The sequence below is a fragment of the Solitalea lacus genome (assembly GCF_022014595.1).
Lineage (GTDB): Bacteria > Bacteroidota > Bacteroidia > Sphingobacteriales > Sphingobacteriaceae > Solitalea > Solitalea lacus.
Genome location: NZ_CP091740.1, coordinates 1,404,126 through 1,419,273 on the forward strand (window position 1 = coordinate 1,404,126; position 15,148 = coordinate 1,419,273).

12 protein-coding genes are annotated in these 15,148 nt (G+C 36.0%); 6 read left to right on the plus strand and 6 right to left on the minus strand.

Annotated elements, in window-relative coordinates:
* Positions 1-2: 2 nt before the first annotated feature.
* Complete coding sequence (gene gldA / locus L2B55_RS05945; RefSeq protein WP_237849630.1) at positions 3-917, minus strand: gliding motility-associated ABC transporter ATP-binding subunit GldA; 915 nt, start codon at positions 915-917, stop codon at positions 3-5.
* Between the two features lie 198 nt (positions 918-1,115).
* Between gldA and L2B55_RS05950 the strand changes: the two genes are divergently transcribed.
* Both L2B55_RS05950 and L2B55_RS05955 read left to right on the plus strand, forming a co-directional pair.
* On the plus strand, positions 1,116-2,594 hold the full coding sequence (locus L2B55_RS05950) for a glycine--tRNA ligase (protein WP_237849632.1): 1,479 nt from the start codon (positions 1,116-1,118) through the stop codon (positions 2,592-2,594).
* A 402-nt stretch (positions 2,595-2,996) separates the two neighbouring features.
* Complete coding sequence (locus tag L2B55_RS05955) at positions 2,997-5,609, plus strand: PAS domain-containing sensor histidine kinase (RefSeq protein WP_237849634.1); 2,613 nt, start codon at positions 2,997-2,999, stop codon at positions 5,607-5,609.
* Positions 5,610-5,730: 121 nt separating this feature from the next.
* Here the strand turns inward: L2B55_RS05955 and L2B55_RS05960 are convergent, their stop codons facing one another.
* From L2B55_RS05960 to L2B55_RS05975, 4 genes are all read right to left on the minus strand, one after another.
* Complete coding sequence (locus L2B55_RS05960) at positions 5,731-7,695, minus strand: M56 family metallopeptidase (RefSeq protein ID WP_237849636.1); 1,965 nt, start codon at positions 7,693-7,695, stop codon at positions 5,731-5,733.
* 2 nt (positions 7,696-7,697) lie between these two features.
* Positions 7,698-8,075: a BlaI/MecI/CopY family transcriptional regulator gene (locus L2B55_RS05965; RefSeq protein ID WP_237849638.1), complete on the minus strand. Its 378-nt coding sequence runs from the start codon at positions 8,073-8,075 to the stop codon at positions 7,698-7,700.
* Positions 8,076-8,258: 183 nt separating this feature from the next.
* The gene (locus tag L2B55_RS05970) at positions 8,259-8,834 is read right to left on the minus strand and encodes a hypothetical protein (protein ID WP_237849640.1); all 576 of its coding nucleotides are present in this window, start codon (positions 8,832-8,834) and stop codon (positions 8,259-8,261) included.
* Between the two features lie 29 nt (positions 8,835-8,863).
* Positions 8,864-9,769 (minus strand): DUF4349 domain-containing protein, encoded by a 906-nt coding sequence (locus L2B55_RS05975; RefSeq protein WP_237849641.1) that lies wholly within the window; start codon positions 9,767-9,769, stop codon positions 8,864-8,866.
* Positions 9,770-9,972: 203 nt separating this feature from the next.
* Between L2B55_RS05975 and L2B55_RS05980 the strand changes: the two genes are divergently transcribed.
* The 4 genes from L2B55_RS05980 (at position 9,973) to radC (ending at position 13,800) form a co-directional block, all read left to right on the plus strand.
* Positions 9,973-11,742: an aromatic amino acid hydroxylase gene (locus L2B55_RS05980; protein WP_237849642.1), complete on the plus strand. Its 1,770-nt coding sequence runs from the start codon at positions 9,973-9,975 to the stop codon at positions 11,740-11,742.
* 108 nt (positions 11,743-11,850) lie between these two features.
* Complete coding sequence (locus L2B55_RS05985; RefSeq protein ID WP_237849644.1) at positions 11,851-12,555, plus strand: SDR family NAD(P)-dependent oxidoreductase; 705 nt, start codon at positions 11,851-11,853, stop codon at positions 12,553-12,555.
* Between the two features lie 151 nt (positions 12,556-12,706).
* A complete protein-coding gene (locus L2B55_RS05990) occupies positions 12,707-13,006 on the plus strand; it encodes a hypothetical protein (protein ID WP_237849645.1) in 300 nt (99 codons plus the stop codon).
* Positions 13,007-13,098: 92 nt separating this feature from the next.
* A complete protein-coding gene (gene radC, locus L2B55_RS05995; RefSeq protein ID WP_237849647.1) occupies positions 13,099-13,800 on the plus strand; it encodes a RadC family protein in 702 nt (233 codons plus the stop codon).
* A gap of 72 nt (positions 13,801-13,872) precedes the next feature.
* Here radC and L2B55_RS06000 read toward each other — a convergent pair whose 3' ends face one another.
* Complete coding sequence (locus L2B55_RS06000; protein WP_237849649.1) at positions 13,873-15,108, minus strand: PepSY-associated TM helix domain-containing protein; 1,236 nt, start codon at positions 15,106-15,108, stop codon at positions 13,873-13,875.
* Between the last annotated feature and the right edge of the window lie 40 nt (positions 15,109-15,148).

The following is a 15,148-nucleotide window of genomic DNA, read 5'->3' on the forward strand; positions in this document are numbered from 1 at the left end:
GGTTATAAGGTATTAGTAGATTTTGTCAGGTTTATGAAAATGTCTTCCAATGAGTTTTCTTCTTGCTTTGAACTTAGCAATGCGAGGTTATTTTCTTTGGCGAAATCAAAAATTTGCTTCCGTATATCAGTGTGACTGCATAGTTTCCACTCCTTTGCACTGAGTCGTTCAATTTGAGTAACTTCATGAATTTGCTCGAGTTGTTCTACTGAAACAGCTTGATCAAACTCTACATAAAATGTAAAGCCGCCTGAAATCAGATTTTTTAGATTAGAGGTTTTATCATTTGCAACAATTTGACCTTTGTTTATAATGATTACCTGATCACAAATAGCCTCCACTTCTTGCATGATATGCGTGGAGAAAATTACAGTTTTTTCTTTGCCGATGTTTTTTATCAAACCTCTGATTTCGGCTAATTGATTAGGATCTAAACCAGTAGTAGGTTCATCTAAAATAAGCACTTGTGGATTATGCATTATTGCTTGAGCCAAACCAACACGTTGACGGTAGCCTTTTGATAGCTGACTGATTTTCTTGTGTTGTTCAATACCGAGTCCAGTTAGTTCAATTACTTCCGCAATACGCTTGGTGGGTGAGTTAAGTTTGTGTAATGAGGCAGTAAAAGCCAAAAACTCTTTTACATACATCTCTAAATACAAAGGATTGTGTTCTGGCAGGTAACCAATGTTTTTGCGAACATCCAGTGATTGAGTAGTAATATCGAAGCCACAAACCGAAGCTTTGCCTGAAGTTGGAGGGATGTAGCCAGTAAGCATTTTCATTGTGGTAGATTTTCCTGCTCCATTTGGCCCTAAAAAGCCAAGAATTTTGCCAGGATTTGCTTCAAATGAAATATTGTTAACGGCCGTTTGTTTTTGGTATTGTTTGGTTAATTGTTCAACTATTACCGACATATGCGTAATTAATGAGTGAATGATAGTTGTCAAAGCTTAAAAATAAATCATTCAAAAAAGCATTTGCGAAAGTAAGAAAAGGAACTTAATCCCAAATAATAAACTGATTAATCTCTTTGGTTGATATTCAATCAATACTTAATCTATTTATTAAGTTTCTCTTATGTTTTTAACTGATAAAAAATATCTTTGCCTACTATGAGCAAAAACAACGACGAACTTTTTAAAAACGTTATCTCTCACTCTAAAGAGTACGGATTTGTATTCCCTTCAAGCGAAATTTACGATGGTTTAAGCGCTGTTTATGATTATGGGCAGTTAGGTGCTGAACTAAAGAATAATATTAAAACCTACTGGTGGAAAGCCATGGTACAAATGCATGAAAATATTGTGGGTATTGATGCCGCAATTTTTATGCACCCTAAAGTATGGAAAGCTTCTGGTCACGTTGATGGCTTTAGTGATCCGATGATTGACAATAAAGACTCAAAAAAGCGTTACCGTGCCGATCAGTTACTGGAAGATAAAATTGCCAGATACGAGAAAGACGGTAAAACTCAAAAAGCGGAGGAACTTCAGTTTAAAATGGATGAATATCTCAAAGCTGAAGATTTGCCAGGATTAAAAGAATTGATCATAGAGCATGAGATAGCTTGTCCGGTTTCAGGTACACGCAATTGGACCGATGTTCGTCAGTTTAACCTGATGTTCTCAACCCAGATGGGAGCAATGGCTGATGAGGCTGATGTCGTTTATCTACGTCCGGAAACTGCTCAAGGTATCTTTGTTAACTTCTTGAACGTTCAGAAAACCGGTCGTATGAAAGTGCCTTTTGGTATTGCTCAAATTGGTAAGGCATTCCGTAACGAGGTAATTGCTCGTCAGTTCATTATGCGTATGCGCGAGTTTGAACAAATGGAGATGCAATTCTTTGTTCGCCCAGGTACCGAAATGGAGTGGTACAATTACTGGAAAGAAGCCCGCCTGAAATGGCATAATGCTTTGGGGAATAATTCAGAAAAGTACCGTTTCCATGACCATACTAAGCTTGCTCACTATGCCAATGCTGCAGTAGATATTGAGTTTGAGTTCCCATTCGGATTTAAGGAAGTGGAGGGTATTCACTCGCGTACCGATTTCGACTTAATTCAGCATCAGGAATATTCTAAAAAGAAATTACAGTATTTTGATAATGATTTAAATGAAGAAGGCAGGCCATACGGAAATTATGTTCCATATGTTATTGAAACTTCTATCGGTTTAGATCGTATGTTCCTGCTTACCATGTGTAACGCCTTTGAAGAGCAGGATTTAAGTGAAGGAGATAAGAAAGATTCTCGTGTGGTGTTGAAATTCCACCCGGCCTTAGCTCCGATTAAAGCAGCTGTATTGCCTTTAACCAAAAAGGATGGATTACCTGAAAAGGCTCGTGAAATAATGGATAAGCTTAAACTTGATTTCAGCATGCAATATGACGAGAAAGACTCAATTGGTAAGCGTTACCGTCGTCAGGACGCAATTGGTACACCTTTCTGTATTACAGTTGATCATCAATCATTGGAAGATAATACTGTAACTATCCGTCACCGCGACTCAATGGAGCAGGAGCGTGTTGCAATTGATCAGTTGGAAACTATTATCGGTAAAATGGTAAGTTGGAGTAACTTATTAAGTTAAAATCCAGATAACTTATTTTTAAAGGGACTTTCGTAAGAGAGTCCCTTTTTAGTTTAAAATAAAAAGGAGGGTATGCTATCCTTTTTTATTCACGTTACTTTCCCTAAAGAAGGGGAGATGTAAACCTTTGACTCCACTCAGGAGAAAAGGGTATAGAGCTGAAATTTTTTGTGTTTTTTGAAGGCTTGACACAGAATGAATGGGCGCCCCCCTTTCTTATAAGCTTTTCCAACAATAGAAAAAGATCTTTCTTTCATAACCTAAATCAATGGGTGTCGAATTGATATTCAGCACCTCCTTTATGAAAATGATATTTGTGGGCTTAACAGGGCTTCATCTCCCTTTTGATTGTGTATCTTTAAATTACAGCATCCTACGAAAGAGATAAATGCATTCATTGTTATGAAAAGTATTGCTGCAAAGGAAAAGAACAATCAAAAAGCTCAGCAAAGAATTGTTGAAAGCGAAAGCAGGTTGCGAGCTTTTTTTGAGAACGTAGAAGGGTTTACTTGTTTGCTTGATAATCAAAAACGCCTGGTAATCTTCAATCATAAATTTGCGGAAGGTTATAAATTGATAACCAATGTTGAACCCAAAGTAGGAGAAGAGTTTTATGCCTATTTACCTCCAAATGAAAGGCAGTGGCAGGAGGAAATCCTTAATCGGGTTTTACAAGGAAATAAAGAAACCACCGAAGGCCGTTACGAATTAAATGGGCGACAGGTATTGCTAAGGGCTTCATTCAATCCCGTAATTGTTGCCGGAGCAGTAACCGGCATATCTGTCTATATCACTGATTTTACAAAAAAATTCGAAGCTGAATTGGCCATTCGTGAAGCAGAGGCAAAATTTAGAGGTTTGGTTGAAACCTCCATTGTGGGTGTTTATATTATTCAGGATGGAAAATTCCGGTATGTTAACCCAAGGTTTGCTGAGATATTTGGTTATGAACAGGACGAACTAATTGATTCTTATCCGGTTGAAGTTGTAGTTGCAGAGGAGGATAGAAAAATTGTTTTGAATAATATCAGTGATCGACTGAAGGGTGAAAAAGTTAGTATTCACTATGAAGCACGAGGGAGGAAGAAAGATGGACAAATCATACATGTTGAAATTTTCGGTAGCAGAACTCTATGTGAAGGCAAACCCGCCATTATCGGATCATTAATTGATATTACCGTCCGTAAACGGGCTCAAGAGCAAATTATTAATGAAAAGAAATTTTCAGACTCTATTATTAATAGCCTGCCTGGTGTGTTTTACATGTTTGATAGGAATGGAAAATATTTATGGTGGAATAAAAATCTTGAAATTGTTTCGGGCTATGATGCTAACGAAATTGCAAACCATAAAGCGGGTGAACTTATAGCTCCTGAAGACAGAGGAATGGTAAATAAAACCATTGAAAAGGTGTTTGCCGAAGGATATGCAGATGTGGAAGCCCAAGCTTTAACTAAGAATCAATTCAAAATACCTTATTATTTTACCGGTCGACTTATTGAGTACGATGGTAAGCCTTATATGCTTGGCTTAGGTATTGATATGACCACCAGGAAGAATGCAGAAGTTGCCTTGAAAGAAAGCGAACGCAAATACCGTGCATTGATTGAGCAAGCTGCGGATGCTATATTATTAGTAGATAAAAAAAACAACCTTATTGATGTAAATAGCAGCGCTTGTCAGTTATTAGGATATGCAAGGGAGGAATTATTGTGGATGAAAATTTCTGATATTTATTATGCAGAAGAGCTTCGGGGAAATCCTTTGCAATTCGATTTATTACTGGAACAAAAATCTTTTTTGAGCGAACTAAAACTTAAAAGGAAAGACGGCACAGAAGTACCGGTAGAAATTAATTCAAAATTATTGGATGATGGAAGGTTTCAGTCAATAATAAGAGACATCACTGAACGTAAAAAAGCAGAAGAAGCACTTCAAAAATCAGAAGCTAATCTTCATGCCATTTTAGATGCCACTTATACAGGTTATATTTTGGTGGATAAAGCTTTCAAGGTTATTTCGTATAATCACAGTGCTGTCAAATTTGTTAAATTGGAACGAGACAAGGAGATCAAGGTTGGAGACAATCTTATCGATTATTTTTTGAAAGACCGACAAGTTGAAAGCGCAAAGCTTTTGAATGATGTTTTGCAAGGTAAAAGAATTAACTATGAATCAGAATATCCGCAAGCGGATGGTTCGATTCATTGCTATGAAGTTCAAATGTTTCCTATTTCAAACCAGAATAATAAAATATTCGGCGTTGTACTGGGCCTGACAGATATCACCAAAAGGAAAAAGGCTGAACTCGATCGTCAACATATAACCGACGATTTACTTCAGAGGAATAAAGACCTTGAACAATTCGCATACATAGTTTCTCATAATCTACGTGGACCGGTGGCCAGCATGCTGGGTATATCAGAGATTCTGCACAGCCCTTATGTTACGAAAGAAGAAAAGGACCAGCTGGAACAATTTCTGTTTAGCTCTGTGCAGAAACTTGACGAAATTATTAAAGACCTAAATCAGGTTGTACAGGTAAAACGAGGGATTACCGAGAAAAAAGAAAGGGTTTACCTGGCTAGTTTAGTAGAAGATATTAAATCTACCATTCAAAATTTGCTTCAAAATGGAGATATTGAAATTAGAACTAATTTTTCTCAGATCGGCAAACTCACTACTTTTCGAAGTTACTTATACAGCATTTTTTATAATCTGATTTCCAATAGTATTAAATTTAAAAAGCCTCATAAAAAACAACTAATAGAAATCAGTAGTGAAAATTATAAAGATAAAATTGAGCTTAAATTCAGGGATGAGGGTGTAGGGATTGACCTCGAAAAATATAGCCAACAGTTATTCGGATTGTATAATCGATTTCATCTTAATACAGAGGGAAAGGGAATGGGCCTATTCATGGTAAAAACGCAAGTAGAAATTCTGGGTGGTAAAATATACGTTGAAAGTGAACCCAATGTTGGGACTACGTTTCTTTTAGAGTTTCCGAAGTAGACCAGTTAAGCAGAAAAAACTATTTAATTAAACAGCTGACGAATAGAATCGAACCTTTTATAGTATAAAAAAGAGCGCTACCGTCTTAAGTAGCGCTCTTTTTAGTATAAATTAAATCTGATTATTTGGAAATACTGAATGAATAATCATCACCATCAATACCCGAAGATTTTTTTACAAGTTTTTCATATTTCTCAAACAACGTTTTCGATTGCTTTTTGCCATTTATTATTAATTCTTTGCTTTTGCCTGAAATACTGAATTGATAATTTTCTCCTTTTTTAATTAGCCCATCAGAAATTAATGCTTGCTCCAAACCGTTTGAGAAGCTATCATTTGTTTCAAATTGAAAATTAAAAGCAGGGAAATCTATTTTATCTAAATCAGCTAAGTGAGCGGTCATTGCAGCCAATTGCGGTTCAGCTAGCTTAGCCCATTCGTTCATGTTCATTTCATAAGCTTTCATTTTAGGTTCCCACTCTTTTTTCATTTTTTCTCGCCATTCCTTACCATATTTTTTCTCCCAAGCTTTGCCCCATTCTTCCATGTCTTTTTGAAACTTTTGCATTTTCTTTTCAAATTGTTTTCGCTCTTCAGGGCTTATATTTTCATTGAAATCATTCATTTCAAAATCAAACTTACAATCCGGCATCACAAAATCCATTGGAGGAATTGCAGGAACAAGAGGTACCGGCGGAAGTTCAATATTGCCCCAAGAAGGAGGAGTGGGTGGAACTGGTGGAGTTGGGGGGACGGTATATCTAAATGATCGAGCGTTCAGGGCTTTTTGAAGATCTTTTTCATTCCAATTCTCTTTTGGAATGGTTTTGCCATTAACTCGGATTTCTTTCACTTCACCTTTGTCATTTTTTATGATCACCACAGCATCTCGGTCATCAATACTAACGTCTTTGTTTATTTTGATACTGTCGAGCTTTAATTTTCCCGAAGTAATATTTGTTAATGAAGCCTTAGCTACCGGAGTGGAAGTAGTAAAATTAAGCAGTTTGTTTTGAAGATTTAGTTTCTTGTCTGATGAAAATACATCAGTACTGTTCATTGTAAAGGTAATTAAGGCTGTGATAAGCACAATTGCCACTCCTGAAACATTGTTTAATGTGCTTGTATGTTCCTCATTGTGGCCAATTAATCTTTTAATTCGATTTAGTAACGAACCTTTTCCGTTGAGTGCCATTGCAAGTGAATTTTTAGGTTGTATGTTAAACAATTCTTCAACGCTGGTTAATGCTCTTGCCAGTGAAATAGCGTCGCATCCAGATGCAACAGCCAAATCATCACAGCAGAGTTCACGTTCTTTTCGGATAGTATTACTGATCCACCAAATACCAGGATGGAAGAAGTAAATAATTTCAAGGATTGACTGAAAGAGATTGATTAGGTAATCATTGCGTTTGATGTGAGCTAGCTCATGAGACAAAATAGCCTCAATTTGATTGGCAGGTATTGCTGCAAAGGTGCCAATTGGGACCAGAATATATGGTTTTAAATATCCTACTACTGTTGGTATTTGTACTAAAGCAGATTCAAATAACTGCACCTTGCGTTTTAGTCCAAAGCGTTTCTCAAGTTTTTGCAATTTATTGGTCCAATGTTCAGTAACATTATAGAGTTTGCGTTTGCGTAAGCGGAAAATATAGGATAATCCTCCAATCAGTCTTATTGATAAGAGAACAACGCCAATTATCCAAGATGCTAAAATCAATGAGAGATGTTGTTCTAAAAAGGAAGAAACTGTACTGAGCCAAGTTGAAATATTACCAGATTGTACTGACGACTCAAAAAATAATTGACTATAATTCAATTGCGTTAGCTGATTTGGAGAAAAGTTTGTTGAGGAAGGCAAGTTTTCCCAAATGCTAAAGAAAGTGATTACAGAGATCAAGAATGTTCCAGCTAAGATTGAAGTGGCAGTCAAATAACGGAGTCGAGAACTCTTGTCTTTCAGTACAACCATTAATGCTGCTAATAATAAACTAGCTAAAGCTATTTGCCAAATGGAATGAATGAGTGTCCAACCAAGTGTTTGAGCTACTTTCCCGTTCAAAATAGTTTCAAAGGTATTCATAGTTATTTACCTCCTTCTAATTGGTCTAAAAGTTGACGAATTTGGTCGAGCTCTTCCTTTGAGGTTTGTGAACTTCCTAATGCATGCATTACCAGTTTTGATGCTGAACCTCTAAATGCAGTATCTAAAAACTTATCAACTAACTCTTTCTGAATGTCATGTTCGCTAACTGCCGCATCGTAAATATGGGTCCGGTTGCTATCATTCCTGGTAAGCATCTCTTTACCATGCATTATTTGCATAAGTTTAAGAGTGGTGGTATAACCAGTTTCTTTTTTTTCGTTCAGCTGTTCATTGACAAAGCGAACCGTATTAGAACCATGTTGCCACAGCACTTGCAATATTTCTAATTCTGCGTCGGTAGGTTTCGAAATCTTCATATGCATTAAACGTTAAATTGAAGTACGAATTATTTCGTATATTAAATATACGAAGAGTTTCGTATTTAAAAGCGTTTACTACGAAATGTTTCGTAACAAAAGTGTTGTGTGGTTGATAATCAGTGTGATATCGGTGTGGTGCACTCTCGAACACTTGATTTCAGCATAAATAAACTAGTTGTTTTATATAGCACTAATAGAAGTTTCTTTTGAGTGAATTATAATACTTAGCGAGTTAACGAGTAGTATAATGAGGTTTAAGAATAAGATAACCCAAAATCCCCATACTACATTATCCCCCCAATATAGAAATAAACCTAAAAGAGCAGTTGTTATTATTGAGAGCTTAAATAATGTTTTAAGGTTTTTGTTTTTTAACACTAAAGCGAATGAAATAATACTAAGGAAAAAGTAAATGGCTATGCTGGATTTATTGAAATATCGATAGGTGTATCCAATTATTGAATCGTTTTTACCATCGGGCGTCAAAATCAATTTTAAATAATCTCTTGCAGTTTTAGCTGAATCAGGCTGAACCTCTTTTGGCTTGTAAGGCTTAGTCGATGTTGTATCAACTGCATAGCCTGTTGAATCAATAGCTGTATCAATGATTTTTGTAGAATCAATAGTAATTCTATTCTGACTATTTTCAACTTTTCTAGACTCCATTACTGTACATGATTTGATCGCAGGTAAAAAGAAAGTAACCATTAACAAACCATAAAGTATTTTAGAAATATTTTTTAACAACATTTTCATGCTTAAAAAAAATTAGTTTAAAGTCGTATTTAACCATTCACTTTTTCTTTTTTTAGTCTATAGCCATACTTTCTATAAAGCAGATAAGCTATCAATCCAAGTAGAATCACGCCCCAAAGTTTCATAATAAACACGGTAAGGTCAGCCAAAAGCTCAAAGCCGCTTATGAAAGATTCTTTAATGCGGTAGCTGAAGCTAGGCTTGTACTGGTCGATATTGTCCGTATTAGCAATGAGAACTTTACTTACTAGTAGGGGTTGGTAAACAGAAATATTAATAGTGCTGTAATTGATTTGATCTTTAAAGCTTAGGTTAGAAAGTTTAGCATTATCAGCTTCATATTGTCTGTTAAGCAGCGTTTCCTCTGCAGATGTTGTTTCGCCTAACTTCTGCCCTTTGTTATCAATAGCATTGGTTAAGCGATTTTCACTTTTATTGATCCGTTGTTGAGTCAGGTTATTGGAAAGCAATTGCAAGTTAACGTCATCAGCTTTAATGATGCGGTAATCAAGAAAATCAACCAATTTGGCAATTTCTCGTAACGTAGTATCCATTTTAGTGTTTGGAACCCGAATAATCAAATGATTGGAAACTGTAAAATGTTTAATTTCTACCGATGAATCAGCGCTAACTTTTGTAACTGTGGAATAATCAACATCACTACTTAAGTTAGAAAGTGTTACAAATCCACCATTTTGAGTTGTGATTTCCTCTATTCTATAAGTTGCTTTCGCAACATCTTTCACTTTAAATTTTAATTCCGAAGATCGTATGAATTGACGTTTAGTACTATTTAAAGATTCGGTGGCCGTAGGAGAGACGGTACTAGTTGAATCAGCGCTAACTGCAAGAGATTCTTCTTTATGACCTTGACCGCAACCAGCTATAAGGCACGTGAGCACGGTTGATAGTATTAGCTGTTGAAATTTTTTCATGATAGCTGAGGTTATTTTTAGAGATTTTAGGTGATAAGTGATTGTTATAGAATATTTACTAAATAATGTTTAAACAGCGGAAATTGCCGAAATTTGAAGTTAATTACAGCCGCTATTTCGGGTAAATTATTTATAATTAATTCTCCAAAAGTTGAGAAAGTAACCCGTTGATTTTTAATTTTACTCAACCAATTAATAAGTTGATGAATACCTTTAATAACAAGCAAGTAATTGCCTTGCCTAACCATTTAAAGCAGTATATTGTAGAGCAGCATTATGAGCATTATACGCCTGTGGATCATGCCATTTGGCGTTATGTAATGCGTCAAAATTACAGTTATTTAAAAGATGTAGCTTTTTATCCATATATACCGGGGCTGAAAAAAGCCGGCTTGACAATTGAAAAAATTCCAAGTTTGCAGGAAATGAATGATGCTTTAGGCCAAATCGGATGGGGAGCTGTGACGGTTGATGGATTTATTCCTCCGGCAGCATTCATGGAGTTTCAGGCCTATAAAGTTTTGGTTATTGCCGCAGATATCCGACAGATAGATCATATCGAATATACCCCAGCTCCCGATATTATTCATGAGTCGGCTGGTCACGCTCCAATCATTGGGGAACCTCGTTATGCTGACTACTTAAGTTATTTTGGATACATCGGTTCAAAGGCGATGTATTCATATAAAGATTTTGAATTATATGAAGCTATTCGCCAACTATCAATTTTAAAGGAAATGCCTGATGCTGACCCTGCTGAAATTGTCAAAGCGGAAAAAGACCTTGAATTTAAACAGCAAAATTTAGGTGAGCCGTCGGAAATGGCATTGTTGAGTCGCTTGCACTGGTGGACAGTGGAGTACGGTTTGATTGGAACTTTGGACGATCCTAAAATTTACGGAGCCGGTTTGTTATCGTCTATTGGCGAAAGTGCTTCTTGTATGCGTCCTGAAGTAGCTAAATTACCCTATTCAATTAAAACGTTGAATTATTCATATGATATCACAAAACCTCAGCCACAACTGTTTGTAACACCTGATTTTGAAACGTTAATCAATGTGTTGGAAGAATTTGCTTCAACTATGTCATTTAGAAGAGGTGGAACTTACGGGTTATTAAAGGCAATTGAATGTCGTAATACTTGTACTGCAGTATTCAGTTCAGGATTACAGGTAACGGGCACTTTTACAGATGTTGTATTAGATAGTAATGATCAGCTGATTTATATTAAAACGTCAGGCCCATCTGCTTTGTGCTTTAATGATAAGCAGCTTGAAGGACATGATAAAAACTATCATGCAGATGGTTTTAGTTCGCCAGTTGGAAAATTGAAAGGCTTAGACATGCCTTTAGAAGATTTTCATATTAATGATTTCAAGAATATTGGGATTGAATTAGGAGAATCTGCTGTCCTGGAATTTGAAAGCGGAATTATGGTTACCGGTACCCTGAAATCAGTAATTCAGGAAGGAGAAAAACTAGTATTACTTAGCTTTATAAATTGCAAAGTTTACGATAAAAACAGCAACAAAATTTATTTTGAGCCACAATGGGGTGTATACGACATGGCCGTAGGTTCAAAAATTGATTCGGTGTTTTGCGGGGCGGCTGATAAAGATGCATATGAATCAATTGCATTAGTTTCAGAGACTAAAACTTATCAAACCCAATATGACAATAAAACGGTACGTTTACACGAACTATACCGAATAGTACGTAATGTTCGGGAACAACGTGCAGATGTGGCGTTATTACCTTCGGTTTGGGATTCGCTCAAAACTGAACACACTAATGACTGGCTATGTTCAATGGAGATTTTAGAAATTTTTGATCATGCCGGTCTTCATCCAGAATTGGTTGAGGAAATACGTTTATACCTTACTAACAAAGCTTCTAGTTTACCAGCTTTAACTAAGTTGATTAATGATGGCTTTAAATTAATTGCCAATCCGGTAATTGATTTGGTACATTAAAATAAAGTTGATAGACAATGGTCAATAGTCTGTTGTCTGTTTATCTTTGTTCAAGAATATTGGTCCATGGTTTATCAACTATGGACCTTTTGCTTAAATTTTTCTTCCATGAATATAATAATAACTGGAGCCAGCAGTGGTGTTGGTTTTGAAGCGGTGTTTGATCTATTAGCGGATCCTAAAAATCAGGTTATTGCGCTGGCACGATCAGAAGATAAGCTAGCTCGTCTGGCAAGCATAAATGAACAACTGAATCCCGGATCTAAATTATATCCTATTGCTTTTGATATCTACTCAGGTGATTATCGAAACGGATTAATTCCATTCGTAACGCAGGTGTTTGGCAAAGTGGATGTTCTAATTAATAATGCTGGTCAGTTAATTAATAAGCCATTTGTTGAATTGAATCAAACAGATTTTGAACAAATGATGCAGAATAATTTGTTCAGCCATGTTAAGATGATTCAGAGTATGTTGCCTCATTTTTCAGAAAATGCTCATATTGTAAACATTGGAAGCATGGGAGGTTTTCAAGGGAGTGTGAAATTTCCGGGTTTAATATCTTATTCCGCGAGTAAAGCGGCTTTGCATAATTTAACTGAGTGTTTAGCAGAGGAGTTAAAAGATCAAAAAATAAAAGTAAACTGCCTCGCCTTAGGTTCTGCCCAAACAGAAATGTTAGAAAAGGCTTTCCCTGGTTATGAAGCACCTGTTATGGCTTTTGAAATGGGTAAGTACATTGCCGATTTTGCATTAACTGGCCATAAGTTTTTCAACGGAAAAATTATTCCGGTAGCAACCACAACGCCTTGATAATGGCAAGCAACTGTGTTGTTTAAGGTGTCAATGAAGATAATATTGAAAACGTTCCAAGTCGGAATATTTTTTTATTTGGTAAATATTTAACTTCCAATTATTCAAAATGTTTACTAATTTTTAGGTTCGAAATCTAAAGCTCTCTGCTATGACTCAGCCTAAAAATGACTTCGCTTTTTTACGTAAATGGGAAAAGGAACGCAAAGAAAATAAATGGCGTTTTTCATTCAGAATAGGAATTATTCAGTATACTTTACCCATTATGATCCTCGTTACAGTTTACGACTTTTTGAAAGGGATCGACAATATAGATCAATACCTGTGGATAAGAATTTATATGGGCCTGCCGGTTTGCATCCTAATTGGCTTGCTCGCAGGTTGGTTTATGTGGAGCAATAATGAAAAGCGCTATAAGGCATTAAAAGGACAGGATAATAAAAAATTATAGCGTTTGTAAGTTTTGTAGTGTAATTTAAAATTATGATAATTAATTATTACTAACTGTCAATTTATAAACTCAAATCATCGGCCTGATACCTAATGGATTCTACTTATGAAAAGAAATTGCCCATTACAGCATGGGCAGAAGATGATCGTCCTCGAGAGAAAATGATGCTCAAAGGCAGGCAAAGTTTAAGTGATGCCGAATTAATAGCAATCCTAATTGGTACGGGAACACCTAAATTAAGTGCGGTAGATTTGAGTAAACAGATTTTAAATGCCTTACATAATGATCTCAATGCACTTGCAAAACTTTCAATTAAGGAATTAACAAAGTTTAACGGAATTGGGGAAGCTAAAGCCATTACAATTTTAGCCGCCTTGGAATTGGGCCGGAGGAAAAAGGAAGAAGCTCCGGTAAAAGTTCAAAGAATTACTTGTAGTAAGGATGTATATCAAATAGCATCACCCTTCCTTGTCGATTTGCAACACGAAGAATTTTGGGTAATTCTGTTAAGCAGATCAAATAAAGTATTAGGAACATATAATATCAGCAAAGGAGGAATGGCAGGAACTGTGGCCGATCCTAAAATTATCTATAAACTTGCACTTGAACACAGTGCAAGCTCATTGGTGTTGTTACACAATCATCCTTCAGGTAACTTAAAACCCAGCCAACAAGACATTCAACTTACTGCAAAGTTTAAGCAGGCGGGAAATTTGCTCGATATTACCGTGTTAGATCATTTAATCATTACAGAGCACGGTTACTATAGCTTTGCCGATGAAGGAGCACTATAAAAGGTCTATAATAAAAAAGCGCTAAGCCTCCATTTTGGAAGCTTAACGCTTTTTAAAATGAATTTAATCAAATTAACTTGCTTCAGTTGCTTGCACTGCTTGTTTCCCTTTTTTCTTGTTGATCTTTATGCGGTTTAGCCACATGATTACACCCGTAACTGGAAAAATAAGCGATAATAAACAAATTATAAAGCTTATGATTTTTGATGGCAAACCATAAATGGAACCCGTATGCAGAGGCTTCACCATAGCCCTTATTTTTTGTCCTTTGTTTTTATCGGCAAACTTTTGAGCTCCTATAATCTTTCCGGTATAAGGGTCGATGAAATAGGTGTCGCCTGCTGTTTCAATTGTATTTAATGGCAGTACATTAACACTGAACGTACTGATGGAATCTTTTGGAACCCGAATCACATATAGTTTGGCTTTATTCACTTCATTTTGTGCCGTATGATATGCATCATCAATGGTTAATTGCTTGATGTTCTCTTGGTAAACTACCGATGGAGGTTCAGGGTTTTCAATTTTTGTTCCTGTAATTGTGAAAATTCCTTTATTTACCCAGTTGAAAGCCATCACCAATCCACTTAAAACTATAATAATTAAGAAAATGGATGTGTAGAATCCTGTTACCATGTGCAAATCGTGCACTATGCGTTTCCAACCGCCATCAAATTTAATTTTTAATCGCTGGTAAAGGATTTTTTTAGTTTTAGGCCACCACAAGATTAGGCCAGTGATTAGTATGAACAGGAAAAAGAAAGTTGAGAACCCTATTAGAAAATTGCCAACGCTGTCTTTGCCTCCCAATAACCATCTGTGTACAGATTCAACAGTGGAAAAGAATGATTTCTTTGGATTAACTACGTCTAATACTTTTCCGCTATAAGGGTCAATATAAACAGTAGTGGTAGGTTTTTTCTTGTCATTCTTTTTATCGTTCTGCTTCAAACCAGACTTTTCGGTTCCTTTTGCATTATTTTTTTGATCGATTTTGGTTTTATCCGATTGGTCCTTTTTATCTTTTTTTTCAGCAACAGTAATGCTTACTTCCACCGAACGGTTTGAATCACTGTAAACCTTAATTGATGATAATTTAGACTTAGGAGTGCTTTTAACAGCTGTTTGTGCCAGTTCGGTTAATGGTAAACGTTTATTTTGGGTTGCTACAAAATAACGGTCGTGATTTAAAGCTTGTTCAATCTCTTCTTCAAAAACCAGAATAGTTCCGGTAAGGCAGGATGTAAAAATGATTAATCCGGCTGCAAGGCTTAAATAGAGGTGAATATTTCGGAAAAATACTTTCATGGTTTTTTACAAAGAAACCGGATCATTTTTAATGATCCGG